Annotated in this window: 25 protein-coding genes; 12 read left to right on the forward strand and 13 right to left on the reverse strand. The window is 45.2% G+C overall.

What is annotated here, in order from left to right; genetic code table 11:
* Positions 1–48: 48 nt before the first annotated feature.
* On the forward strand, positions 49–267 hold the full coding sequence (locus tag F0232_RS19785) for a hypothetical protein (protein WP_008216605.1): 219 nt from the start codon (positions 49–51) through the stop codon (positions 265–267).
* 5 nt (positions 268–272) lie between these two features.
* On the opposite strand, the gene F0232_RS19790 is transcribed toward F0232_RS19785, so the two are convergent.
* Together F0232_RS19790 and F0232_RS19795 are read right to left on the reverse strand one after the other, a co-directional pair.
* Positions 273–956 (reverse strand): endonuclease III domain-containing protein, encoded by a 684-nt coding sequence (locus F0232_RS19790; protein WP_105058825.1) that lies wholly within the window; start codon positions 954–956, stop codon positions 273–275.
* A gap of 4 nt (positions 957–960) precedes the next feature.
* Positions 961–1830 (reverse strand): LysR family transcriptional regulator, encoded by an 870-nt coding sequence (locus F0232_RS19795; protein WP_008216609.1) that lies wholly within the window; start codon positions 1828–1830, stop codon positions 961–963.
* 218 nt (positions 1831–2048) lie between these two features.
* On the opposite strand from F0232_RS19795, the gene F0232_RS19800 reads away from it, so the two are divergent.
* Entirely contained in the window at positions 2049–2396 is a 348-nt protein-coding gene (locus F0232_RS19800) for a DUF3316 domain-containing protein (RefSeq protein ID WP_105058824.1), read from the forward strand.
* A gap of 128 nt (positions 2397–2524) precedes the next feature.
* On the opposite strand, the gene F0232_RS19805 is transcribed toward F0232_RS19800, so the two are convergent.
* Positions 2525–4162 carry a methyl-accepting chemotaxis protein gene (locus F0232_RS19805; protein ID WP_105058863.1) on the reverse strand — a complete coding sequence of 546 codons (1638 nt, stop codon included), beginning with the start codon at positions 4160–4162 and terminating at the stop codon, positions 2525–2527.
* A 259-nt stretch (positions 4163–4421) separates the two neighbouring features.
* On the opposite strand from F0232_RS19805, the gene F0232_RS19810 reads away from it, so the two are divergent.
* Complete coding sequence (locus F0232_RS19810) at positions 4422–4847, forward strand: DUF3010 family protein (RefSeq protein ID WP_004741147.1); 426 nt, start codon at positions 4422–4424, stop codon at positions 4845–4847.
* Between the two features lie 62 nt (positions 4848–4909).
* On the opposite strand, the gene F0232_RS19815 is transcribed toward F0232_RS19810, so the two are convergent.
* Positions 4910–5809 carry a DMT family transporter gene (locus F0232_RS19815; RefSeq protein ID WP_061033858.1) on the reverse strand — a complete coding sequence of 300 codons (900 nt, stop codon included), beginning with the start codon at positions 5807–5809 and terminating at the stop codon, positions 4910–4912.
* A 123-nt stretch (positions 5810–5932) separates the two neighbouring features.
* Here F0232_RS19815 and F0232_RS19820 point away from each other — a divergent pair, with 123 nt between their 5' ends.
* Positions 5933–7360: a PLP-dependent aminotransferase family protein gene (locus tag F0232_RS19820; RefSeq protein WP_102425237.1), complete on the forward strand. Its 1428-nt coding sequence runs from the start codon at positions 5933–5935 to the stop codon at positions 7358–7360.
* A 97-nt stretch (positions 7361–7457) separates the two neighbouring features.
* Here the strand turns inward: F0232_RS19820 and F0232_RS19825 are convergent, their stop codons facing one another.
* From F0232_RS19825 to F0232_RS19845, 5 genes are all read right to left on the reverse strand, one after another.
* Positions 7458–8006: a carboxymuconolactone decarboxylase family protein gene (locus F0232_RS19825; RefSeq protein ID WP_105058823.1), complete on the reverse strand. Its 549-nt coding sequence runs from the start codon at positions 8004–8006 to the stop codon at positions 7458–7460.
* A 281-nt stretch (positions 8007–8287) separates the two neighbouring features.
* Positions 8288–8857, reverse strand: a complete 570-nt coding sequence (locus tag F0232_RS19830; RefSeq protein ID WP_105058822.1) for a GNAT family N-acetyltransferase — start codon at positions 8855–8857, stop codon at positions 8288–8290.
* Positions 8858–10078, reverse strand: coding sequence for a MerR family transcriptional regulator (locus F0232_RS19835; RefSeq protein WP_105058821.1), 1221 nt, complete (start codon positions 10076–10078; stop codon positions 8858–8860).
* Positions 10079–10142: 64 nt separating this feature from the next.
* Positions 10143–11129, reverse strand: coding sequence for an HTH-type transcriptional regulator YidZ (yidZ, locus tag F0232_RS19840; RefSeq protein WP_050651352.1), 987 nt, complete (start codon positions 11127–11129; stop codon positions 10143–10145).
* Entirely contained in the window at positions 11104–12306 is a 1203-nt protein-coding gene (locus F0232_RS19845; protein WP_050651351.1) for an MFS transporter, read from the reverse strand. Before F0232_RS19845 ends, yidZ begins: the two co-directional genes overlap by 26 nt.
* A gap of 436 nt (positions 12307–12742) precedes the next feature.
* Between F0232_RS19845 and F0232_RS19850 the strand changes: the two genes are divergently transcribed.
* Complete coding sequence (locus tag F0232_RS19850; RefSeq protein ID WP_105058820.1) at positions 12743–13906, forward strand: amino acid permease; 1164 nt, start codon at positions 12743–12745, stop codon at positions 13904–13906.
* A gap of 179 nt (positions 13907–14085) precedes the next feature.
* Here the strand turns inward: F0232_RS19850 and F0232_RS19855 are convergent, their stop codons facing one another.
* A complete protein-coding gene (locus F0232_RS19855; RefSeq protein WP_171731377.1) occupies positions 14086–14523 on the reverse strand; it encodes a MarR family winged helix-turn-helix transcriptional regulator in 438 nt (145 codons plus the stop codon).
* A gap of 127 nt (positions 14524–14650) precedes the next feature.
* Between F0232_RS19855 and F0232_RS19860 the strand changes: the two genes are divergently transcribed.
* Entirely contained in the window at positions 14651–15073 is a 423-nt protein-coding gene (locus F0232_RS19860; RefSeq protein ID WP_105058818.1) for an organic hydroperoxide resistance protein, read from the forward strand.
* 91 nt (positions 15074–15164) lie between these two features.
* Here the strand turns inward: F0232_RS19860 and F0232_RS19865 are convergent, their stop codons facing one another.
* On the reverse strand, positions 15165–17144 hold the full coding sequence (locus F0232_RS19865; RefSeq protein WP_105058817.1) for a methyl-accepting chemotaxis protein: 1980 nt from the start codon (positions 17142–17144) through the stop codon (positions 15165–15167).
* A gap of 380 nt (positions 17145–17524) precedes the next feature.
* On the opposite strand from F0232_RS19865, the gene F0232_RS19870 reads away from it, so the two are divergent.
* Both F0232_RS19870 and F0232_RS19875 read left to right on the forward strand, forming a co-directional pair.
* A complete protein-coding gene (locus tag F0232_RS19870; RefSeq protein WP_008216632.1) occupies positions 17525–17698 on the forward strand; it encodes a hypothetical protein in 174 nt (57 codons plus the stop codon).
* 191 nt (positions 17699–17889) lie between these two features.
* Positions 17890–18474 carry a TetR/AcrR family transcriptional regulator gene (locus tag F0232_RS19875; RefSeq protein WP_061033869.1) on the forward strand — a complete coding sequence of 195 codons (585 nt, stop codon included), beginning with the start codon at positions 17890–17892 and terminating at the stop codon, positions 18472–18474.
* A gap of 120 nt (positions 18475–18594) precedes the next feature.
* Here the strand turns inward: F0232_RS19875 and F0232_RS19880 are convergent, their stop codons facing one another.
* Positions 18595–20460, reverse strand: coding sequence for a fructose-specific PTS transporter subunit EIIC (locus tag F0232_RS19880; RefSeq protein WP_171750960.1), 1866 nt, complete (start codon positions 20458–20460; stop codon positions 18595–18597).
* A 305-nt stretch (positions 20461–20765) separates the two neighbouring features.
* Between F0232_RS19880 and F0232_RS19885 the strand changes: the two genes are divergently transcribed.
* Entirely contained in the window at positions 20766–21068 is a 303-nt protein-coding gene (locus F0232_RS19885) for a PTS fructose transporter subunit IIB (RefSeq protein ID WP_105058816.1), read from the forward strand.
* A 7-nt stretch (positions 21069–21075) separates the two neighbouring features.
* Complete coding sequence (locus F0232_RS19890; RefSeq protein ID WP_061033872.1) at positions 21076–21849, forward strand: PTS sugar transporter subunit IIA; 774 nt, start codon at positions 21076–21078, stop codon at positions 21847–21849.
* A 17-nt stretch (positions 21850–21866) separates the two neighbouring features.
* Here F0232_RS19890 and F0232_RS19895 read toward each other — a convergent pair whose 3' ends face one another.
* Positions 21867–22706, reverse strand: a complete 840-nt coding sequence (locus F0232_RS19895; protein WP_105058815.1) for a helix-turn-helix transcriptional regulator — start codon at positions 22704–22706, stop codon at positions 21867–21869.
* A 379-nt stretch (positions 22707–23085) separates the two neighbouring features.
* Here F0232_RS19895 and F0232_RS19900 point away from each other — a divergent pair, with 379 nt between their 5' ends.
* Together F0232_RS19900 and manA are read left to right on the forward strand one after the other, a co-directional pair.
* Positions 23086–24990 carry a fructose-specific PTS transporter subunit EIIC gene (locus F0232_RS19900; protein WP_061033874.1) on the forward strand — a complete coding sequence of 635 codons (1905 nt, stop codon included), beginning with the start codon at positions 23086–23088 and terminating at the stop codon, positions 24988–24990.
* A gap of 90 nt (positions 24991–25080) precedes the next feature.
* Positions 25081–26298 (forward strand): mannose-6-phosphate isomerase, class I, encoded by a 1218-nt coding sequence (manA, locus tag F0232_RS19905; protein WP_105058862.1) that lies wholly within the window; start codon positions 25081–25083, stop codon positions 26296–26298.
* Positions 26299–26476 lie beyond the last annotated feature (178 nt).

Here is a 26476-nt window from a genome sequence, read left to right on the forward strand (position 1 = left end):
TAAACTTAGTGAGTTGTAAGGTCATTGACTCGTAGGTAGGCAGATAAGATGTTTAATTCAGATAAGAAGAAGGTTCGTGATTTATTGATCGCCACGCGCTTTGGCGTATCCGCTTCAGAGATGAAAACCATAATTGGTGTTGAACAGAGCAAAGCAATGAAGTGCATTCTTCAGCTCAAAGAGGAAGGTGAAGACATTCACACACTTGGAGAAGGCAACAACCCCGAAGAGTTAGTTTTGTATTCCATCGGAGATATTGAGCCTTAAGCGAGTTAAATTTTAGTCTGAGTTCTAGCTTCGATACACATGCTGTTTAGCGGGCAATGTTGACACTTTGGCTTGGGGTTACAAAACTGCTGCCCATGCTCAACCAACAACCCATGGTAGTAGCCGTACCTTTTTGTATCCAGGGGGATCACGCTCTCCATCAAGGCTCGAAACTTCTCATACGATTTAGGCACATCGAGTCCGTTGCGAGTTAAGATTCTTCGCGCGTACGCATCAATGACGAAAGACGGCTTACCTATCGCATAGACCAAAATCGCATCAGCCGTTTCGCCACCAATCCCTTTCACTTCCAGTAACTCTTTACGAAGCTGATCTTTGTCTTGTTCACGAACCACAGACATGTCGTAGTGGTACTTCGAAAACCACTCCGTCACAGCCTTTAACTTGATGGCTTTCTGATTGTAGTAGCCACTGGAACGAATCTTTTGGGCAAGTTCATCAAGTTCGATGTCAGCAACCGACCTTGGATTGCATTTCTCACCTAAGTTAATGAGTGCTTTCTCTGCGTTCTTCCAGTTGGTGTTTTGAACCAAAATAGCGCCTAAAACAATCTCGTAAGGATCGTTCCTTTGCCACCAATCAAAATAGCCATAATGCTGTTCGAGTGTATCGAACACACTGAGTATCAACTCACTTTGACTTGCTGAATGACGCTCAATGTCGGTCATAGGATCAATCCAATTGCTCAGAAAGGAAGTCTACGAGCAAACGAACCTTTGAAGACAGATTACGGTTCTGCGGGTAGAGCGCCCAGATCCCCTCTTTATCGTCTCGGTAATCGGAAAGTACTTCGACCAACTCACCAGAATCAAGATCTTCACTCACGTAGTATTCAGGTAACTGCACCAAGCCTATACTCTGCTTCGCTGCATCCAACAAGGCTAAACCACTATTGCACTTGATACGTCCATTAACACGGACGGAGCGAGGGCGACCGTTTTCTTTAAAGCGCCAGTGCTCAAAGCCACCGACTAAACATTGATGGTTGGTCAATTCGGAGAGCGTATGAGGCTCACCATAATTCTCAATATATTCAGGGCTTGCGCATACGTAGAGCTGGCGTTGAGAAAGCTTTTTTGCGACGAGACTTGAATCTTCTAATCGACCAAGACGGATTGCGACATCAACACCCGAGTCGATCAAATCGAGCTTTTGATTGGTCAGCATTAACTCTAGCTCGACTTGCGGGTGAAGCTTTAAAAATTGGTGCAGTATTGGGGCTAGTTGGCGCTCACCGTAGGTGACAGGAGCCGTTACTTTCAGAAGCCCCTTAGGTGTCGATTGCATTTGTGTTACCGCCAATTCCGCAATCTCTAAGCCCTCGACCAACAATTTACACTGCTGATAATAGAGCTGCCCTGCTTCTGTTAGCGAAACCTTTCGAGTCGTTCGATTGAGCAGTTTCACCGCGAGACGTTCCTCGAGGTTTGCTACTCTGCGACTGATTTGAGCGACCGATGTAGCAAGCTTCTGCGCAGCACCTGTAAAACTCTCACGCTCTGCGACTGCAACAAACTCACTTACCCCTTCCCAATTGGCCATGCCTTTACCTTGTGCTGAACTGTGGATACCCATGCAGTGTATTGAAGTTACCGATTTCTGTCACCTTGCTTGATATGCTTTGTGCATAACTCCCTGCTCATGGTGCCTATTGGACTAACTTCTTACATAAGTTCGTTTTTGTCCTAACATTAATCCTATCAACTGTTGTTAAGTTGAAAACTCGAATCACTGGTTACACAACAAAGTCAGGTACTCTTATGAAAAAATTAATCATACTTGCATCAACTCTTGTACTCAGCACCACAGCGTTCGCAGCAACTAAAACGACGATCCAAGAAACAACGCTTAAGTCTGATACCTTTGTTACTGAAGCGGAAGCATACGATGCAGGCAAGAGCCTTATGGCTGAGCTAAGCACAAAGACACCGTTTGAACTTTCAAGAGAGCTGCCACAGTTCCAACAAACAACAAAATACGATTCGTTCAAAATTGATGACGCGAATATGGAAGTGAAGAAAATCACTAACATGAACGGCGATGTTCACTACCAAGCTAACGTAAAAGTTGACTATCGTTACAAATACCAAGACGGTCGTAGCAGCTAATTACTGACAGCACACGGTCAACAACGGATCATGTATCTAAAAAGAAAGCCCGAACTCATGGAGTTCGGGCTTTCTGCTATTTCTTTGCGGCTAACGAGAACAAACCACGTTCATCTCAGCTCTAAATATTACACCTCAAACTGAGAAACTAGGCTATCAAGCGCCTCACATTGCTCGGCCAAAGCCATACACGCATTTTCAGCGCTGCTCGCCATCTCAACCATTTGCATCGTACTTTCTGCGATACGTTGAACATTTTTGTTCACTTCTTCAGACACTTGAGACTGCTGAGAAGCTGCCGTCGCAATCTGCGTGTTCATGTCATTCATCTTACCTATTGAATTACGAATCTCACTCAAAGAAGACGCTGCAGTCCCTGCTTGAATAATGGTTTTCTCGCCGCTGATTTTGCTCTCGCTCATCACGCCAACAGCATGCTTAGCCCCGATCTCTAAACGCTCAATCATCGCCTCGATTTCACCAGTGCTGTCTTGAGTTTTACTTGCCAATGCACGTACTTCGTCCGCGACTACAGCAAAACCACGACCTTGTTCGCCAGCACGTGCCGCTTCGATCGCTGCATTTAAGGCCAACAAATTAGTTTGTTCAGCAATACCTTTGATCACGCCAAGAATAGAGGCGATGTTTTTCACATCAGTATCCAATTCCTGAACCACACCACCCGCGTTCTCAATATCTTGAGCTAGACGTTCAATTGATGTCACGGTTAGACCAAGCGTAGTGTCTGCCGACTCCACTTCGTGATTCGCAACGTTACTTGCGGTAGCCGCATCTAGGGCATTACCACTCACCACTTCGCTAGTCGCCTGCATTTCATGAACAGCAGCCGCAACAACTTCACTCTCTCGCTGTTGGTTTGAAGAGAATTCAGCAACGCTTTGAGTGAGCGACTTAATATTTTCCATCTCAGCTCGAACAGCGTTTGACGTGAAAATTACTTGCTCAACCGTAACGTGGATTTTGCCAACAAACTGATTGAAAGCAGAGCTTAAACGAGCAATCTCGTCGTTCCCTTCCACCTTCATGCGCTGAGATAAGTCACCATCACCTGATGCGATCTCATTCATTGCTTTCTCAACGTTCTGAATTGGTTGAACAATGAAACGGTTCGATAACCACATCGCAAACAATGCGGCAAAAACAGCGACTGCCATTCCAACCTCAATGATCAACTTGCTTGATTCAATTGAGTCGCCCGCTTGCTGACGCAGCTCTTTCTGCTTCAACTCAATCAGGGTACGGATATCACGCAGTTGTTTACGGATAATCGCAAACTCAGCATCTAACGCTGGCGAGTAATCAATGTTGTATTGATGTGCATTCGCTGGGTCAGCAAACATAGGTTCGTGTAGCGCGACCCACTTACTCATCGCATTAACCAGTTTAGACAGTTCACCACGTGAAGAAGGATCTAACACACCAGCTCGATACAAAGTCTCAACACTTTCAAAGCGTGGAACCGCTTTATAAGCGTTGTCTTTGAATTCGAACTTTTGATAGTCAATCGCCGCCTGATCTTTCGCAAGTAACAAGCCTTGCGCTGAAGCGATGATTTGGTAGATATCGCGGTAGCCATCTTCTAGGTTATCTAGAACAGGTTGAACGACATTGTTGAGCTCGTTATTAATCGCAGCTTGAGCATTTGATCTGATAACGTTGAGCACGGTAACGGTAGAAAAAACAATCACAATCACCAACAGCGGGATCGCGATTTTACTCTTAATCGAAAGATTATTGATATTCATTGGGATTAATAACCACACTTCAAATAGGGATGCGCGCGCAATATACAGCACACATATGAAATCCCGCTAAGCTTTTGTGAGCCTCATCCCATAGCAAACGTTACCGCCTATCTACATGATGACAAATTAGCCAAAGGTTAACTTTTCGCCGCTAAGATATTCTCTGATTTAGACTTATTTTCGACGGATACACGCAAATACTGGAGAAGTGTTAGAAATAACACCATAATATAGGGCTCTAAAATAAGTAGGTAAGAACATGAAAATTTGTGGTGTTGAAATCAAAGGTAACGATGCAGTCATCTGTCTTCTTTCTCTGTCAGATGGTGTATTTAACATTCCTGATTGCCGAGTTTCTAAGGTTTCTATCAGCGACGCTAACGACACACAGAATATGAAAGACTTTCAATTCTCTTTTGCAAAGTTAATGGAAGATTACCAAGTAGAAAAAGTAGTGATTCGCCAACGCCAAACTAAAGGCAAATTTGCTGGCGGTGGCTTCGGCTTCAAACTAGAAGCAGCGATCCAATTGATCGACGGACTAAACGTTGAAGTAGTTTCTCCAGCAGACATCAAAGAAAGCCTGAAGCGTAACCCTCTAATGATGAAGTTCAAAGAGACTGGTCTAAAACAATACCAAGAAGCACCGTTTACAACGGCTTACGCATGCTTGATGAAGCGCTAATCGATAGTCGCTAGAAAGTTATTGATAGAGAAAGAGCCTGAATATTCAGGCTCTTTTTATTTTTAACGGTTTAAAGCTGCTTGTCTTCGGAACCTAATCAATTCGGGCTTCTTCACCACCAGATAAACCGCAGTGGCTGACAACGCAAAACCCATTGCGCCATAGATGTCGAACGACTCGCCGAAGATAAGCCACGCTTGAATTGCGGTTGTCGGCGGTACGAGATAAAACACCGATGCGACACTTGAAGACGCCCCATTCTCCACCATGTAAAGTAACAACAATATTGCGACACAAGATAGAACGACCACCAGCCAAATCAGCGTTAACGTAAATTCTACCGTCCAGTTCACTTGCATGGTTTCGTAGCGCATCGCAAAAGGCAGGAACAACGCTGCAGAAGCCAAGTATTGCACCATTGCACCGCCCACCATGTCTGTCCCCTTACAGAAACGCTTTTGATATAAAGTGCCGCAAGTAATACCTACCAGTGACACTAAGCATAACAGTGTCGCCAAGCCTTTTTGGTCATCCGATTGCCATTCAATATTACCCATTAACACCAAGCTAATACCCGCAAAGCCAAGCGCTAAACCAAGCCATTGCGCAAAGTTAAAACGCTGTGAGGTGAAGCTGACCATGATCAGCGCGGTAAGAATAGGTTGCAGACCCACCAATAAAGAGCTCAAACCTGCAGGCATCCCCATATCAATCGCCAGATAGGTACCACCGAGGTAAAAACCATGAATCAATATCCCAACAACACACGCATGGAAGAATGCTCGACCACGAGGGATACGACGTTTAAGGATTGCAATCAAAACCAAGAACAGCGCTACGTTGGCTACCATCCTAAGTGAAAGTAACGTCGCGGGTTCAGCGTATTCAACACCAAGCCGAGCGCCAACAAAACCTGACGACCACAATATTACAAACACAAACGGAATCATTTTAATCAGCATTACAAACCTCTGGTCAACTCTTCATCAATGCTGTTACCTTAGTTGGGTACAGATAACTAATAAAGATACAGATATAACACTTTAAATGGTTACAGATTGAGAGTCAGTAGATGGGAGAACAGTGTGGAAGTAGAAGTCAGCGGTAATAAATATCTCGCCACCGAGCAACATATTAAGGCTCAAATCGATAAAGGGCTCTTTCACCCTGACGATCGCCTACCCTCAATCCGACAACTAAGCGAGCAACTGGGTGTAAGCAAAAACACCGTGATTCGTGCCTATCAAGAGTTGGAAGCGACGGGCTGGGTATATTCCGTTCCCAAGTCGGGTTATCGCGTTAAAGCCCCCAACACCACAAGTTGGGATGCACCGAGCCAGCCGCAAAAAGTTGACCTTTTATCTGTCACTAAATCTGTACTCTCCCGCCCCAGTGGGCGTTTAAAGTTACAAGCAGGCTCTGCTCACCCAAACATTAACAACCCCGCCATTCGTAGTCTGTACGCTGAAATTGGTCGCCACAGCCGCTTGCAGACTCAACTTCCTGGCTATTACCAACTGCCGCCCGGCGACGAACAATTAGTAAAACAATTGTTAAAGATCACCCACGATCTGGGCGTACCTGCAGGGTCGAAAGAGATTGCTATCACTCACGGCGCGCAGCAAGCGATCAGTTTAGCACTTCGCGCGTTAACCAAACCGGGCGATATCGTTGTAGTTGAGTCTCCATGCTACTTTGGTAACTTACTCCTATTGGAATCACTAGGCTTACAAGCACTTGAAATACCAAGCAGTGTGAGCCATGGAATCGATATTCAAGCACTACAAAATGCCTTAGATAAATGGGAAGTGAAAACGCTGCTGCTGACACCAAACTTTACCAATCCTACAGGATCTAGAATGCCACTTGCCAACCGAAAAGCATTATTAGAGATAACCGGATCTTTGCCGATTATTGAAGATGATGTGTTCGGGAGTTTGGCGTTTGATGCTCCGATTGCGAGCTTGAAAGAACTGGATGACCAAGAACGAGTGATCTACGTGAACTCTCTATCCAAGACTTTGGACTCTCGCTTGCGTGTTGGCTGGCTGCTTTCCGGTCGCTATCAACCTTTAATCGAAAAGTACCTACTGTGTGACAATATGGGTAGCTCCAACCTGATGCAATCAGCGGTCGGCCAGTTTCTCACCACTGGCAAATATCGCAGTCATTTATCTAAGATGAAGCGACTCTATCAAACCAACCAAAAGCAATTTCAAAGCCTTTTGATTCAAGCCTTAGATAGCTACCCTCATCTTGTAGGACGCTACCATCTTTCCAAACCTGAGGGAGCATTTATAAACTGGATAACGCTCCCCGAATCACTCGACAGCTATGCCGTCTACCAAGATTGTTTGAAGCATAAGTTAGGTATCTTACCCGGCACTGTGTTTGGCACCCACGACCAATACAAACATTGCCTGCGCTTTACTGTCGCGAACATTGAAGAGAACAAGGACTGGAAAGAAGGAGTCGCGACGCTGGCGAAGTTGATCGCCAAACATACACGTTAACTGCTCCACCAAAACAGGCTAGACCCTGAACATAACAAAGCCCCGCTCAACTGAGCGGGGCCTTCATCATTATCATTCCCGGCTTAATTAAAAGCGATTAACCTTGCCAAGCGAACTGCTCAAATACTTTGTCTACTGGCGTTTCAGCAACGTGGTTTACGTAGTTACTGATCACTTTCTGTGACAGGCCAAGAATCACTTCTAGCACTTGTTGTTGGCCATAACCTGCAGCGAAGAATGCTTCCATTTCATCTGCAGGCACATTGCCGCGATTACGAACCATGCTTAGCGTGAAGTCGTGCAGAGCTTGCAGCTTTTCTGTTGGAAGTGCCGTGCGATTACGCAGTGCTTCAGTAATTGCCGGGTCAACCTTCATTGAGTGTGCAATGCCAGTATGAGCTGGGACGCAGTAGTGACATTCGTGCTCAACGTTAATGGTTTGCCAAACCACTGTCAGCTCTTCTGCATCGAAAGATGAATCGCCAAACGCTTGATGAAGCTGAGTATAAGCCTTGAGTGTATTCGGTGATTCCGCTAACACACCAAATAAACCTGGAACTCGCCCCATCTGTTTTTTAGCGCCTTCAAGAATAGGTTTGCTCTGCGCGGGTGCTGATTCTATTGAGTGAATTTTGAAATTGCTCATCGTTCTATTCCTATCAATTCTGATTCTAAATTTGGTCATTTACGGAGATTTAGTGACTGCTCTCCGTTGGTGTGAAAACAATATAAACCAAACCAGAACGATCGTTCAAGTTATATTTTGAACAGTCGTTCAATATATAACTATCGAATAGGAAATTAAAAGGAAGAATAGACTATTCAAAATCGAGTCATTGTTAACTTATCCTTTTGATTAAAAATAAAAAAAGCCCATCAAGTGGACCTGATGGGCTTTCATTCATTTAAGATTTTATTTTTGAATTACTACCAGTACTCAGCGTGAGCCAAAGCTTCAACACAGCTAGACTGTTCGCTCGCCACTTTGATTTCACCGCCAGTCAGCGATTGAGCGATCCAACCGTGAGAGTAGCTCAACTCAAATGGCGCAGGGATTTGTTCAACAGTGATTTGCTCAAAGCCCACCCTTGAATAATAACTAGGATCACCATACGTCACTGCAAGGTCAACACCCTGCTCTTTTAGAGTCTCTAAGCCGAAGTTAATCAGTTGTTGGCCGATACCACGCTTTTGAACCTGTGTGCTCACCGCTACTGGTGAAAGTAAATACGCCTTGGTTTCATCGTCAAATGAAAGCGGAGTAAAGATAATCGCACCAACGATCGTACTATCCGTATCCGACTCACTAGAACCGTCTTCCGCAACAAAGCAAAGTAACTCTGCTGGAGCCGTGGTCGTTAAAAGATCATTGGCAAGCTTACCTACAGTTTTACCTTCATTTTCACCTTCTGAATCAGTAAAGGTTTGAGTAAAAAGCTGAGTGATCGTTTCGATCTCGCTTGAATCGTATTGTCTAAATTTCATAGTGTTCTTCACTTACTGTACTTTCTTCAACACAAAAAAGTGATAATCAAAATCACGCTTCACAGAGCCTTGAGAGCCTTCCACAAGTTTGCTGTTATTGAAGAATTGTTTAATTTCATTGTCGCAATCTGCGAGCGCTTTTGAGTTTGGCATCGTCGCTTTCAGAGCCTCAACTTGCTTTTGCAAGGGCTGATAGTAGGCAAGCCAACCGGCATCACTCATCGCAAAGTCATTCAGGACTTGATAGCCCGCTGCTTTTGCCTGTTTAATGCGCTCAGAAACCGTCGTCATATCTGGGTACTCTTTCTGCCAGAACACTTCGGCTGATTCGCTAGGGTTCTCGGTGTTCCAGACCAAGTCATTCACGACTAATATGCCATCATCGGCGAGTAACTTTCGCCACTGCTTAAGTGCCTTCTGGACACCCATGATGTAAGCACTACCCTCAGACCAGATTAAGTCGAATGACTTAGCTTCAAACGGTAAATCCATCATGCTTGCACATACCGTTTTGATGTTGCTTTCCAGACCAAGTTCTAATGCTTGCTGATTTAGAATATCCAAACACGGTTGATCATTATCTACCGCAGTGACCTGCACTTCAGCCTGATGTTTTTTCATCGCGTTCGTTAATACGGAGGTTGCAATACCTTTACCACAACCAATTTCAAGGACACGCTTCGGTGCTTCCGAAACGTAGGAAAGCGCGGTAAGCGTGTCCTCATTCGTTCCGGGACCTAAACGTTCTAGTCCCTCAAAGATGGCGCCGAAATCCGCCATATATTGTTCATGTTCATTCATGTCTTTCGATAACCACTTCAATCGCAGAGCCTGTTTCTCATCAAAGCCCTGCTTAATTAACCAATCGAGGTGTGCATCTGGCGCAAGCTTATCCATCGACTCATGCCACTCTTCTAATCCGCTTTCGCCTAGCATTGCTGCTAATAGATCTCGTGAACGCTGTTTTTGCAGTAGCTCTTCATCTAACTGCTTGAGTCTATTTTCCAGCAAGCTGCGTTCGATCTTTGCATCTAAACAGGCTTGGCACTCTTTGAGCGTCAACCCACCCGCTTGCAATTGCTGTAACAAGCGAACACGTTGTAGATCCTTTTCAGAATAAAGACGATAGCCATTGCTCTGACGCTGAGCTTCAATCAAACCTAGCTTGCCGTAATACAACAATGTAGAACGACTCAGCCCAACTAATTCGGCCAGTTCAGAGATACGATACATGCACTCCCCCTCTCATTTCGGTAGCAAAGATAAACTATGAAGTTGTAGTCAGGTCAACAGAATTTTAGACACTTTTCACGTCTTTTACCTGTTTTCCTTCAAACTGGTAAAGCGATCTGAGTGTGTCTTTTAGCCATAAAACGAGCGGATTATAGGCATTGCGTTTATGCCAAATCATAGTGAAAGGAATTAGCAATTTATTGGCATGTTCTTCGTCTAACGGAATAGGTAAGCAGGTTAGGTTGGGGTGAAGTTGCTCTGCGTAACGTCGGCAGTAGTTGGGCGCAACCGTCGTCATAGAGTGATTTGATTGAGCCGCCATAAACAGAGACTGCTCAAAGCCTGCAAGAGTTAGAGCAATGTTTCGGTCTAGTTGTAGATCGGTTAACACTTCATCCAGCGCCCACGTTTCGCTTTTTTCCCACACGATATTGATATGAGGGTATTTGAGAAAAGCCTCAAGGTTCCACTCTTCCTGTAAGGCAGGATGATCTTTTCTGAGATACACCACTGGCATGTCGTGAAACAAAACCTCGAAATCGATGAAGTACGGCAGCGCGTCTAGAGACTCTTTCGAGCGCGGATGGCTTTCTCGCCCTGAAAAACCAATATCAGATTCGCCACGAACAATAGAGTCTATCGAGTCATAATCCCAGTTACGCATTTTGATCTTCGCATTCGGATAGCGTTGATACACGCTTTGCGTCAGCTCATTGAGCATAATCAGTGACAGCGGGGATTCCGCCTCTAGATTCAATCGCACATCTTTGGGCGCATCATCACCACGAGTCGTGAGAATTTGGCTACCAATCTGCAGCCACTCTTGAAGATCTTTCACCATGCTGAGCGCAAGTGGTGTCGGCGTTAAACCTCTTGGCGTTTTTACAAACAGAGGATCATCAAACCAGTCTCTAAGCTTAGTCAGTGATTTACTCACCGTTGAGGGCGTAACGTTAAGCTTTTTGGCAGCTTTTGAGACACTCTGCTCTTGCAGCAGCAATTGCAGAGTGAACAACAGGTTGAGATCAAGACGGGCTAGTGGCTTCTTCATAATCACTTTTCACTTGGGAAGGACCTACCCATAGTATTAGAGCAATACTGATAACTCCACCAGCAGCCAGTATAAATACCAACATATTCAATGCACTTAGCCCAATCACGCCCATCAACCAGATAAACAGTGCCGACGTGCACACCTGAGAAACGCCCAATATTGAGCTCGCAACGCCTGCTCGTTGTGAATAACAGCTCAATGCTTGGCTCATCGCGACACCAAAACCTAACGAGAAGCCACCACACACAAAAGCAAAGCCTAGCAGGGTTACATAATGCCCTAGCCCACCATCAATCGATGCGAGCAACAAGATAGCTGCAATCACAAAGCACGTTTGAGATGTCAGCATGAGGCTTTTTTGTTTAAACACATTCAAGGCAAACGGCGCGGAGAAAGACACCAGCATACTGACTAATGCAGTGAGAGCCATGGTATATGAGTATTGACCACGGTCGAAACCAAGCTCAGTCATTATCAGCATTGGAGACACATTCACGTAAGTCAGAATCGCCGTCACGCCCAAGCTGGTCATGATCACTCGGCTGATAAACAAGTGCTCCTTAAAAGTTTCGGTTGAAGTTGATTGAGACACAGAAGCTTTTGTGACTTTCGAGCCTACGCTATTCGGCTTGGTTTCTCTTAGCACTAACACCGACAACAAACACACGACTACCCCCATACTGGCCATGGTCGTGAACAGACTCGGCCAAGGGTATACCGTCATGATTAAGTGACCGATCACCGGTGCAAGCACTGGCACGATGCAGGTAATGCCATTCATCATCGACAACACCTTAGCGCGTTTTTGATCGTCTAACACATCTCGAAGTATGGCGAATGCCACTACATAACATGAACCCGCGCCAACACCTTGGAAAAAGCGCACCGCTAGAAACGGTTCCGCACTAGTCACAATGCCACCGAACATTGAAGAGATAGCAAAGACAATCGCACCGAAAATCGCGACAGGCTTTCTTCCTACCTTGTCGGCAAATTTACCTGCGAACAGCATAGTAGTTGCCATGCCCGCAAGATAGATAGAAAACGCCACATGTAGCTGCGCCTCCGAGGCATTTAGATCAGCCGCGATTTGAGGCAAGCCAACCAAATACAAATCAATCGCCGTTGGATACAAGAGAACAAGTGCGAAACTACAAAACAGAAAACGATACATAACACCCCCACATAATTGGTGTGAGGATAATAAGAGCGAAACGCCAAACTACCGAGTGGCATCTACGACAACGGATCTTTCCATTTACGACAAACCGTCAGTATGTGGAAAAGGCGACAGACAAGGATTCACTCAATAAGCAAGGTTTTGACTCAATTCTGCTGAAAATAAGACACCGATTTTTCAGCTATAAACCGCTGCCTATTAATCGGCGAGCAATTTACAAAAGTTATCAGAACGATAAATAAAATCACCGAATGAATACTTAAATCAACCACTCATACCCACCATTAATTCCTGCTTAAATTTTTTAGAAAAATTCAAAAATAATTAGAATTTAACCCCTAACTTTACTGAGTAATTTGTTAGGCTTGGCAACAAATATTTACAATCCAACTAAAAACTAATTGGATACTTAGAGGTTGCTTTTTTGAATATGAAATTATTCGGCAGTTCTTTGATTCTTTCAGGAACTGCATTAGGGGCTGGCATGCTCGCTATTCCCATGGTGTTGGCTCAATTTGGCTTCATGATCAGCTCAGTGCTGATGCTACTTATCTTTATCGGCACCACATACTCAGCTCTCCTATTGGCAGAAGCGTGTACCAAAACCAAAGATAACAGTGGCATGAGCAGTGTTGCTTACCTCACTCTGGGCAGCAAAGGAAAACACTTTATCAATGCACTCTTTTACCTACTGCTAGTGTGCATGCTGATCGCTTATATCTTGGGCGTGGGTGACATCATCCATAAGCTACTGCTCGATGTTGGCGTAAACATCTCTGCATCTGCTGCTTATAGCGTTTTCAGCCTATTTATGGGTGTGATTGTGGTAGCGGGTAAGTCTTATATCGATAAGTTAAACCGTGGCCTATTCATCATGATGGTGGTGATGCTGTTTATTGTTATTGCCTCTCTGTTTAGCAATATCCGTCTTGATTACCTCACTCAAACTAGCCAATACACGGCCAATGATGTGGTGCAATACAGCGCGGTTATCTTTACCAGCTTTGCCTCTATGGTGGTGATCCCGTCACTGGTTATCTACAACCGTGAAGCGACTCAAAAGCAGATCCGCAATATGATTCTGTTAGGTTCAGTGATTCCGCTCGTGTGCTACCTCACTTGGTTGTTCGCGATTATCGGTAACCTTGGCACAGACGCGATCAGCCAGTTCCACAACATTTCAGAACTGATCTCTGCGTTTAGCGGACAATCTGCTTGGTTAAAAGTAGTGATTGCTCTGTTCTCTGCACTGGCATTGGTGACTTCTTTCCTCGGCGTGTCCATGGCGCTGTATGACCAAAACAAAGACGCGGTAACCAACAACAAGCTAATGGCTTACGCTCTGACCTTTGTACTGCCTTTGGTATTGGCTGAGTTGTTTGCTAGCCAGTTCGTAAGCATGTTGGACTATGCTGGCATGGTGTTGGTGTTCCTAGCTATTTGGGGACCACTCGCAATGGTGGTTAAGGTTCGTAGACCTGACTTCCCTCACCTAAAAACCGAAGGCAGCTACACTGCAGCAGGCGGCGACACAGCACTTGTTGCTACCTTTGGCTTTGGTGCGTTAATTTTCGTGTCTTGGTTTATGGGTTAGATAGAGGCACAGTATCAACCGCTGCCGTGGTGATATGTATGTGTTTATGGGTGAAGACTAAACAAGTACCTCACACTCACATCAAAACACAAAAAGCCAGGAGTATCTGCTATTGACAGTAGATACTCACTGGCTTTTTCAGTATTTGAACGTTATTACTGAGAATTAAAGAGACGTTCTTATTGAGTTAAGTTGTCAAGCAACTGCTCACATTGCGCTTTGAGCGATTTAAGTTCGTTTTCATTCATCTTAGACAAACAAAATATCTCTTCTGGGACAGTTTGCGCGCGCTCTTTAAGTTCAGTCCCTACAGGAGTTAGCGTAATTACTCGCACTCGTTCATCTTCAGCACTACGTTTACGAAGCACATAACCTTTTGCTTCTAAACGCTTAAGTAATGGAGTCAAGGTTCCTGAATCTAAATGTGTTTTAGCGCCTAACGCTTTGACATTTATCTCTTGTTGCTCCCAAAGCACCATCATCACAATGTACTGTAAATAAGTAAGATCAAGCGCTTTCAGCAGAGGTTGATAAGCTCGACTCATTGCATTTGAAGCACTGTAAAGTGCAAAGCACACCTGATTATCTAACTTTAGATATTCATCTTGGTCGCTCACGATCACCTCATCAATAAATTAAATTGCACACAATATACTTGCGCACATAAGTTTTATCAATTAAGCTCACCTAAAAATAAAGTTGCGCACAATTTAATTTTACACAACTATTTTAAGGATTAAGAAAATGACAACACTCTACACTACTTCTGCTACTGCAATTGCTGGTCGTAACGGCCAAGTTTCTACTGACGATAATTTGCTTTCTGTTGCATTAAGCTACCCGAAGGAAATGGGCGGTTCAGGTGAAGCAACGAACCCTGAGCAACTGTTTGCTGCGGGCTACTCTGCGTGTTTCTCAAATGCTCTACTTCACGTAGCGAAAGAAATGAAAATCAAGATTGCATCGGCGCCAACAACTGCAACGGTTGGTATCGGTCCAAATGAAAATGGTGGTTTTGCTTTAACCGTTTCATTAGCGATTGAGCTCGACTTGGCTCAAGAAGAGGCTGTTACGCTGGTAAAAACCGCTCACCAAATTTGCCCATATTCAAATGCGGTTCGTGGCAACATTGATGTGAAACTGTCGGTTAACGGACAAGCGCTTTAGTCGCTTTACCCAAAAATATCCCACTAAAAAAAATGTCCCGCATTAGGCGGGACATTTTTATATAAGATGGAAAACTTTTAACTCTGAAAGATTAACTCTTAAACGTACTAGCGATCTCTTTCAATGAAGCCGCCAGTTCAGCTTGCTCTTTGGCGGTTGCTGCAATTTGAGTTGCGCCTGTGGTCGACTCTGTCGATTTCTGCTCAACCGCCATCACGTTTTGCGCGATATCTTGAGTTACGACGGCTTGCTCTTCTGTCGCTGTAGCGATCTGTTCGGTCATGCTAAATATCTCGCTTACCGATGCTGAGATACCTTGTAAGGTGTTCTCAACCTCTTTTGAATCCTCAACCGCTTTAGACGACATCTTCTGGCTGTTATCAATAACATTGAACGCCGTCTGCACATCAGACTGTAGCGAGCTGATAAAGCCTTCAATTTCAGCTGTCGATTGCTGGGTGCGCTGCGCCAGTGTACGAACTTCATCGGCTACGACCGCAAAACCACGACCTTGCTCACCCGCTCTTGCCGCTTCAATTGCCGCGTTCAATGCTAACAAGTTAGTCTGTTCAGCGACGGACTTAATCACATCAATCACACTGTTGATGTTATTACTGCTCTCATGTAAGTGCGTGATCTTTTCCGCTAGATCATTAATTTCAGATGCCAGTTTTTCAATCGAGTGATAAGAATTCTGAACAGTGCTCAAACCTTCTTGTGACTGCTCATCGACCATTTTAGCGGAGCTGGCTGTCTGCTGAGTTTTTGCCGCGACTTCATTTACCGTAGCCGATAACTCTTCTGTCGCCGTCGCAACTAAACCGATTTGATCTTGTTGTTGAACTAGCGTATTCGAGTTGTAATGGCAAGTTTGTGAGGTTTCTTCAGCGGCTGAAGCTAAGGTCAGACTCGACTGAGACAAGTTGTCGATAACGTTTGAAAACTTCTCTAGCGTTTCGTTCAGTGCCGAAGAGATCTGTCCAAGTTCGCTGTTACCAACGTACTTAGCACGAACCGTTAGATCGTTGTCATTACGAACTTTAGACAACATCACTGTCAAGTCTTTCACTCTCATCGTCAGGTCGCTGATCGCTTTAAAGCTCACGAAAGTCGCAAACAACGTAATCAAAGCAAATAGACCGATACTCATCATCATCGCAGATTGCGCCTGTGACATCTTTTTCTCAGTCAACGCAATCAGTGACTCAGCAAGGTGGTTTTCTGTTTTCTTTAGCTGAACAATACGAGCGGTAGATTGAGAGAACCAGTACACAGGGTCGACATCAAAGCCACTCATCTTAGATTCAGCCAAACTACGAAGTTTTTCTACTTCTGCTACAGAGCGATCGTTTAACTGTTGCTCAAAGAAACGAACGTTCGCTGGGTTGCTCAACACTTCAAAGTTCGAGAAGTAGGTATTTTGCTCTGTCACCAAAGAGATGAATTTCACCAGCATACTCGGACCAAATTCATTTTTAGAAAAGGTGTTATTTAGGACAGCACGCTCGATACCCGCTCGCTCTTTACCTTGCAAGAAGTTGTAGTAAGCGATGGTCTCTGTAGTGATGGTGGCATCAGAACTTAGCTCAGCAATTAACGCCGATACGCTTAGTAGCTTAGCATTCAGTTGGGTGTAGTAACCCAATGCCTCTGAAAGTGGGATAGATTGAGAGTCCACTCGATTTCGAATCGTCGTGATCTGATTAAGGCTCTGGCTTATCTCTGTATTCAGGCGATTGATCTGTGGCAGATTGATATTGGTAGACTGCCAGTAATCGTTTCTTTCATTACGTCGGTTGTCGGCATTGGTTCTCTGCGCAGCTAATTCACTAACAAACTTGGTTCCTTGAGATCCAATAAAGCCAGCGGTCATGCCTCGCTCTTTTTGTAATTCATGCACTAACTCACTGTACACTACCGAAAGGCGTGTCAGTTGATTTAATGAGGACATTTCACTCTTAGTTTCTACACCCTTGGATATCGCAGAAACACTGAGCCAGAGAAACCCTAAGATCGGTAAAATAAGCAAAGCGATGATTTTTTGCTTAAAAGACATATCGGTTAATTTCATTTTTATTTCCTAGCAGCTGACGAATCTTTATCTGTCATGTTATTCGACACACTTCAAAAATGGTGTGCCTGTACTGATTAGTTTTATCAATTACCGTGCCATATCGGACGACAATCGATAACGCTAGCATTTAACCTTACAAAATTCATTGGTTTATTTATAAATTTGTTAGCTATGCAGCTTTAGAAAACACAAAAAACGTGCAACAACGTTTTTCCGACGCAAGTGACTGAAAAATGACAGTTTTTCATAACCCTAAAGAGGTACAAACACACCCTTTATCACCTCAGTTGTCGCTACATGTTCAGCGCCAACTATGTATAATGCCGGACTCAAAAAGTTACGAATTCAACTAACGTAGAAGCATAATTAGAGGTTTTATGGACTGTCCCGCTTGCGAAGAACATATTGGATGGGAATGGGTAGAAGAAGCAGCAATCGAACCCAATGAAGAATTCGATTGCCCAGAGTGTGAAGAAACACTGATGTACACTATCGATGAAGGCACCTATTACGGCGCACAGCATAAAACCGTCGAAGTGGTCGACGACTAGCGTTTAGCAGACATTGAGCAATATTCCACAGTAAAAGCAGCGAAAGCTTGTCATAAATTGCATTCAATAGAGCGCCTTATGCACCAGTAAGGTGCAAGAACGACAATTAAGTCGAGCAAAACACACCTTTACTAGAACGAACGTTCAGCATAAAATATTGAACATATGTTCAGATTAATGAAGTAGATGTTATGGCCAAGACCGCGAAGTTCGATAGACAAGACGTAGTAGATAAAGCAACGAACCTATATTGGGAAAAGGGCTTTCACGCGACTTCTATGCGTAACCTGCAAGACGTGATTGATATGCGTCCGGGTAGCATCTACGCGACATTTGGCAGCAAAGAAGGTTTGTTTAAAGAGACGCTTGCTCGCTATACCGAACTTGGCATTCTTAATCTAAACCGCTTTCGCAGCGAAACAGACTCACCAATCAAAGCGCTTGAAAGCTTCGTAAAACGTGCAGTAGTTGAATCTAAAAAAAGTGCGCCAAATGGCATGTGTATGTTGGCTAAGACGGTAGCTGAGTTGACTGACGAACACGCCGAATTATTAGAAGAGGCGAAGAGATCTCTTAAGATCATGGAAGGTGAGTTCGCTAAGCTGATTACCGAAGCTCAAGAGCTAGGTGAGATCAGTAAAGAGCGTGAACCGACTCAACTTGCTCGACATGTTCAAGTTCAGATCGCAGGCTTGCGTACCTACGCGAAAACCTGTGACGACATCGATTTGCTTAACTCTATGGTTGAAGACGTATTTAAGTATCATCCTTTTTAAAAGCTCAACTTGTTTTAGAAGCCATACAAAAAGACTCCACTGTTAGCCAAAGGCTAGAGCGGAGTCTTTTTAGTTTGAGTCTAGTTAACTTTATAGATGATTAACTTTAAGGTTTAAGGGTTACACCTTTCGCATGATCAACGCCTGCGCATTGAGCATCGCTTCTTTAGTGCTGACATCTAAGATTTTCACATTCGCAAAGCGCTCAACTTCCTTAATCGCCACATCGTGAGCGAAGATCACCAACCTCGCCCTTTCAATATCTTTCTGTGTAATGCGATTACCTATTCCGTTGGCACCTTGGGTCTCAACCTTTATCCGAACTCCAAGGTGATGGGCCGCCTTTTCTAAAGACTTAGCCGCCAAGAAAGTATGAGCAACACCTGATGGGCATGAAGTAATTGCCAACACATCCGCTTGTCCTTCTTCTGTTACCGAACCACCGGCAGACTGATAAGAAAGTTCGTCACCTTCTACCACATTCTTTTTAAGCAGTATCACGGTGAATGCCGTGGTTAGCGCCCCCGCAAGTGTGCCAATAATGTAGCCAAGTTTGCCATCAACCACAGGCAGAACAATCCAACCGCCCCATGGTGCATGGTTTACCACATGGAACATAAAACCAACCACATTACCGACAATGCCACCAGCAACCACAGCAGGCAGCACTCGCGCAGGGTCGGCGGCAGCAAAAGGAATCGCACCTTCACTGATACCGATCATACCCATGATACCTGCGGCTTTGCCTGCTTCACGTTCGTCTCGCTTGAACTTCTTCGGTGAAAGGAAAGTCGCCAAAGCCATACCCAGTGGCGGCGTACAAATCGCAATGCCAACGCCACCCATCAACCAAGGCTGAGTATTCACCTGCGTTTGAGCAAACAGTGTAGCGACCTTGTTGATTGGGCCGCCCATATCAAAGGCCGTCATCGCGCCTAAAATACTACCGAGTACCATTTTTCCTGAGCCAGCCATACCCGTCAGCATTTGATTCATCTCAAGCATCACTTGGGCTATCGGGGAACCAATCACCCACATCACAGCACCACAGGTTACAAAGGTGCCAACTAACGGGTAAATGAAAATAGAGCTCAGCGAGATCATGCTGTCTGGCAGCTTGATCCTTTTAAGTAGATTCACCACAAAGCCAGCAAAGAAACCGACCACTATCGCCCCAAGAAAACCAGTGTTGTATTGGTTCACCGCCACCCAAGAGCCAATCATACCGGGCGCTAAACCCGGTTTGTCGGCCATTGAGTACGCAATGTAGCCGCCTAGAACCGCAGTAAACAAGGTTAAGCCAGCGATACCCATCTGCGCGATATCTGCCAACACGCCACTTTCAGGCACAGCACCATGGCCTGAAATCATCACCGACAAAGATAACAAAACACCACCCGCGACCACGAACGGGATCATGTGCGAAGTGCCATACAGCAAATGCTCTTTCAAGCGATTAAGAGACTGCGCCCAAGGACTGAGCGGCTCAACGTACACTTCATGATGGCTAGAGGCATAGCTATCGAAAGAGTCGGAATTGGCTTCAAGAAACAGCTCTTGAGCCTCTTCGACCGACTCGACAGCCTTTAATTTTGTAACAAAGTCATCTTCAATCAGTTTGGTCGAGATCTGAGCCAGCACCTCGATATGGTGATCGTCATTGTTGTCTGGCGAAGCGAGCATAAAAAACACATCAGACAGCTCACCGCCATCGGCACCATAATCAATCCCCGTTCGACTGATACCTACAGCAACAGCAGGTTTAGCAACGGCAGTACTTTTCGCATGTGGAATCGCAATACCATCATCAAATCCCGTATTGCCAATAGCCTCACGCTTCCAGATATCATCAAGGAATTCACTTTTATTCGAGAGCTTACCAGCACGATCGAGTAGTTCGACAAGCTCTTCAAATACCGCCTGTTTAGAGTCTGCTTGTAGTTCCAAGCAGATAATCTCGGGCTCTATAATGTTAGTGATATCCATGGTTTACTCTGCCTCGCCTGATTTCAGACTGAAGTAATTAGGTTCTTCCGACCTAAATTAAAATTCGATGTTAATAGGATGAAAAGATTAGCGGTGTGTCGTTGATCATCATATAGGACGAAAGGTGCATTAACTGGATTATTGTAACCAAGAGCTCAGAGTGTGACTTTCACCTTGGAATAAAAAACGGCAATCCATAAAATCCACAGAACCCATAAACGTATCGCCCCTACGGTATGCTCCCGGTCTATACTGGGTTTTCCCATACCAGGTAGTAAAATGACGACATTAAGCCGAGAATAATAATGAGAATTGTAGCGGTAACTGCGTGCCCTACAGGCATTGCGCACACCTATATGGCAGCTGATGCATTAAATAAAACAGCCCCTAAATTCAACGTTTCAATCAAGGTTGAGACGCAAGGCGCTATGGGTATTGAAAACTTACTGACTGCACAGGATATTACTCTCGCAGACAAGGTATTGATCGTCTCTGACATCGACATTGAACAACCAAACCGCTTCGACGCAGCAAAAACCGTATTCATCCCTATGGAAGAAGTATTGTTGAGTGTCGATAAAGTCTTTATTAAGCATTGTCGAGCTTAAGCCTTTCATGAACGAATATCAGATCACCTTCTTTGTTGACAATCCAACGGCGAACTCACATGTCGCGCAGCCGCTTGCTCGCTTAGCGAAAAAGTTCAAAAGTACCATCCGCATTATCAACATCACTCAAAACCGAACCGCCGATCTCTCTAAATCTGTCGCGATGCTGCAAGTAGGTTTACTCCGAGGGGATTTATGCCAGATAACCGCGGTAGGTATTGATGCAGAGCTCGCGTGTTTTGTCATAAAAGACGTGATTGCCGAACATTACGCCATGGTTGGTTCGCAAGTGAACCATGAGTTTTCAAACGATCTAATCCAGCGAATGCCACAGATATGCCCACCTTGTGACATCAAATGGCACCACGCCAAGGCGCAAACTCAACTGACAAAATTTGAGTGCTTGAAAGGGCTCGCTCACCTTGTTTATCCAGAAAACCCAGATGAACTAATTCTGGCATTCATTAAGCGAGAAGAACGCTCGTCTACATGTGTGTCACCAGGTATCGCACTGCCGCATGTGATGTTTGAATCTACCCAAGACCTCTCGATTGCGGTTATCGTCAGTGACGACCCGATTGACTGGGCATCACGTATCGGCGAAGTGCATGTAGCCATTGCTCTTGTTCTGCCAACCAAACCACAGCGTGAGCATATTGTGGCGGCTACCAACCTAACCAGAAACCTGCTTCACGATCAGGTCAATGAACGTCTGCAAAAGACCCGAAGCAGTGTCGACCTGCAAGCCTTGTTGATGTATATCTCTTCACGTCTTATTTAGTTACCAGCTCGTTAGAGCTAGATTGATCCTCGATACTCGGTCGGTGTTCTTCCGGTGCGGTTTTTGAAAACTCGGCAGAAGTAGTTCACGTCTTTAAAGCCACAACGTGCCGACACTTCATTGAGCTTGAAATTGTATTTCTTAAGCATGAACTTGGCACGGTCGACTCGTACGCGTGTGATGTACTCAGCCAGCGTCATGTGACCTTGCTGACGGAACATGCGCGACAAATGGTTGGAGGAAATACTAAAGCGTGATGCAATGCTGTCTCGGGTGATTTGGCGGTGGAAGTTCTCTTGAATGTAAATGCAGATCCCTTGATACACATCTTGCACGCGACTGTGAGATTTCTCGACGGGCGCATCTAACATGGTTTTACTGTATTGCAGCAGCGCTTGCAGTAGCAGTTCATCCATCGGCTGCTTGTTACTCTCACGCGCTAATGAGCTGAGCGCCTCCAAAATGTTATCAATCGCAAAACCCGAGCGAGTCTGAATACTGTGCTTTTGGATATCGTAAAAGCTCTCTTCCCCTTTGCGCTTGCTCACCAAGCTTAAACCAAGCTGACGACGTCCAAACAACATACTCAGTACCGAACAATCAGTATCCCAGTTCGGCTTGTTCCAGCAGTTAGGCGGGATGAAAATCGCATCCCCTGCTTTCGCAACAACATTGGTGATCTTACGATCATGACTCTCCATTTCATTAATATACTCACCGTCAAGCACCAGTTCTAAACGCGGAAAGTTCACCTGATAACTGAATGCTGAAGGCGTGTGAAAATCTCCCGCAAACCAGATGTTATGAAATGGTTCTCGCTCATTTAATACCGACGAGATTAGGTCATGAAATATCATTTATTCGAACTCTTATGGGCAGCAATAAGGCTACGGAAATAGATATACCCGTTACTGAAACATAGCGCTATTGAGCAAAATCACAATTTGAGATCTAGGTTACAAAAATCCAGTCGTAGAAATAAATCTCCAGTGCACAAATCAATGAGGCACGTAATTTTCCAGATAACAAAACACGCTGAAGCCCTTATAAATAAAAGCTTCAATGCACGACAAACCTTGTCAACAAAGGGCTAAAAACGCCCGTTCGACCGATCAAAATCACACTCCATTTATAACGCAACAATCATCCAGTAAATGCATTTTTTCTTCACTACAGAAGGTAAGCCGTAGATTCCAGAATACCCCTAACAAAATAAGAACAGAGTAGGGGTTCATTATGATCACGACATTGATCAATCAAGATTTGATTAAGCTTTCGCTTAGCGCCAATTCAAAAGAAGACGTATTTAAAGAGCTGATAGACGTGCTTTACGCACAAGGCAGAATCTCAGACAAAGCACAGTTTCTTGCCGACATTAAGGCTCGTGAAGAACAAGGCAATACCGGATTTGAAGAAGGTATTGCACTGCCACACGCGAAAAGCGCTGCGGTGATTAAACCCGCGGTTGTTATCGGTGTCCATCAACAGGGTATCGAGTACGGCGCCGATGACGGCCAGCCATCAAAACTATTCTTCATGATTGCCTCTCCTGATGGCGGCGATAATCACCACATCGAAGTACTGGCAGAACTTTCTTCAAAACTGATTGAAGAAGGCTTTATCGAAAGCTTCATGAATGCTCAATCTGAACAACAAGCATTAGAACTACTGCTTAGCAAACCTGAGCCTTCAGAAACTGAAACCAACGTTGAGAAACAAGGCTTCATCATTGGCGTGACAGGCTGCCCAGCTGGCGTTGCACACACTTATTTGGCAGCTGAAGCACTAGAGAAAGGTGCGGCGGCTCTTGGCTACGATGTTAAGGTCGAAACCAACGGTTCTATCGGCGTTAAAAACAGCCCGACTCAAGAAGAGATCGAACGTGCCGACGCAATTGTGGTGGCTTGTGACAAACAGGTCGACATGGCTCGTTTTGCTGGCAAACGCGTTATCAAAACCAACGTAAAAGCGCCAATCAAAGACGCACAAGGTTTGATCAAACAAGCACTCAATGCGCCGAGCTACCAAGCAGAACAAGCACCGACCAACCAATCTGTTGCCGAAAAAGCCTCACAAGCGCGCTCAGATCTTTACCGTTACTTGATGAATGGTGTATCTCACATGATCCCATTCGTGGTCACAGGCGGCCTTTTGATTGCCCTAGCGCTAGCGATTGGTGGCGAACCAAGTGAGTCTGGTATGGCGATTCCTGCTGGCAGCATGTGGAACCAAATCCTAGAAGTGGGCGTGGTTGCCTTCACCCTGATGATCCCAATCTTGGCCGGCTACATTGCTTACGCGATTGCTGACCGCCCTGCTCTAACCCCTGGCTTGATTGGCGGCTGGATCGCAAACAACGGCTCTTTCTATGGCGCTGACGCAGGCACTGGCTTCATTGGCGCAATCATCGCAGGTCTGTTAGTGGGCTACTTCGTTAAATGGATTACTTCGTTTAGCTACCACAAGTTCGTTCAACCGCTTGTGCCTATCATGATCGCTCCGATCACTGGCTCTCTATTCATCGCAGGTTTGTTCATCTTCGTCATTGGTGCACCTATCGCGGGGCTAATGGATGCGCTTACTGCCCTACTAACTAGCATGAGCACAGGCAACGTGGTTCTACTTGGCATCGTACTGGGCGGCATGGCGGGCTTTGATATGGGTGGCCCGTTCAACAAGGTGGCGTTCCTATTCTCAGTCGGCATGATTGCCAGCGGTCAAACTCAGTTCATGGGCGCAATGGCATGTGCAATTCCTGTCGCTCCACTGGGTATGGCTATCGCAACCAGAATCGGCCGTAAGTTCGACTTATTTGAATCTTCTGAAATTGAAGCAGGCAAAGCAGCAGGCGCGATGGGCTTAGTGGGTATCTCTGAAGGTGCAATTCCTTTCGCGGCTCAAGATCCAATGTCAGTTATCCCTGCCAACGTGCTTGGCTCAATGACTGCTGCGGTAATGGCGTTCTCGTTTGGCATCACCAACAGCGTTGCTCACGGTGGTCCAGTGGTCGCTCTACTTGGCGCAATCAACTACCCACTGCTAGCACTGGTATGCATGGCGTCTGGTGCGGGCGTAACTGCGGTTACTTGTATCGCACTTAAAAATCTACGCAAAGCCAAGCTAGCAACAGCAGCGGCTTAAGCCATTTTAACTCCAATGGCTTGAGCCCCTCTACTGTCCTCTTTAGGAAAGAATAGAGCTCAAGCCATGTTTCCCTTCATGGTGATTTCGATGTCTGATTTTTCTTTAGCGAGCGATTCGTTCGTACAACGTTTTTTCTACCCTATGACTAATGTGATTCAAAACTACGCATGGGGTAGCCCTTCTTCGTTTAGCCAACTGTTTGGCATAGATAACCAGTCTGGTGAGCCGCAAGCCGAGATCTGGATGGGTGCTCACCCGAATGGTTGCTCAATGGTGAACGACAATGGGCAGCAGACCACATTATCGAGCTTGATCTCTAAGAACCTAAACCTGTTTTTAAGCGAGAAAGTTGCAAGTCGTTTTGGCGAGCTGCCTTACCTATTCAAGGTGTTAGCTGCGGAGAAGGCACTGTCTGTTCAAGTCCACCCAAACAAGCAGCAAGCGGAATCTGGCTATGCTCTTGAAGAGCAGCAAGGTATTCCGATGACCGCAGGCAATCGTAACTACAAGGATCCTAATCACAAGCCAGAATTGGTGTATGCCCTAACCGACTACACAGCAATGAATGGCTTTAGGTCGATCAGTGAGATCCTTGAGCATTTTCATTACCTCGATATTCCAGAGCTGCATTCGATGGTCAACGATCTCGCGGGCGATCAAACACCCAATGGCTTAGCCTGCTTTTTTGCAAGCTTATTGTCTTTGGAAGGTGAACAAAAAGGCATGGCGCTGACCATGTTGATCATGAAGGCCAAGCTTTCTGATAAACGTGTATTCCAATTGATTTCAGAACTGGAAAACCAATACCCAGGTGATGTCGGCCTGTTTGCTCCGCTACTATTGAACGTGATTACGCTTAAGCCGGGGCAAGCCATGTATCTGGACGCTGAAACCCCTCACGCTTACATCAAAGGCACAGGCTTAGAGATCATGGCGAACTCCGATAATGTGCTGCGTGCCGGGTTAACGCCTAAGTACATGGACGTGAACGAACTGGTTTCTTGTACTCGATTTAATGAAAAGCCTGCGGATAGATTATTGCTCAGCCCGATTGAGCAAGGTGATGTGATGGAATATCAAATTCCAGTTGAGGATTTTAAGTTCTCTATCGTGCAAAACTCACATCAACGCCAGATCACGACCGAAGGTGCAGAGATCCTACTGCCACTCGACGAGTCCATGGTGCTCACTCACCAATGTGGCGAAACCTGCGTGATAGAGAAAGGCCAGTCGGTGTTTATTCCTGCTTATGCCGAGAGCTACAAACTCGACTGCGTTGGACGTGTAGCGCGCGCTTACAGCTAGCTCCATCACCACTAATCACACACTATCTATGCCCTGCTTTTGCAGGGCATTTTTGTTCCTACAGAAAGTTATTTCAACACCGAAATACACCATCAAATATGACCCATCTCACACTGGATGAATGATGCAAATCACACTTAATTTTGCTGGATACAAATGTACAGTGAAGGGCTTTTAT

The organism is Vibrio sp. T3Y01 (genome assembly GCF_013114525.1).
Lineage (GTDB): Bacteria > Pseudomonadota > Gammaproteobacteria > Enterobacterales > Vibrionaceae > Vibrio > Vibrio chagasii_B.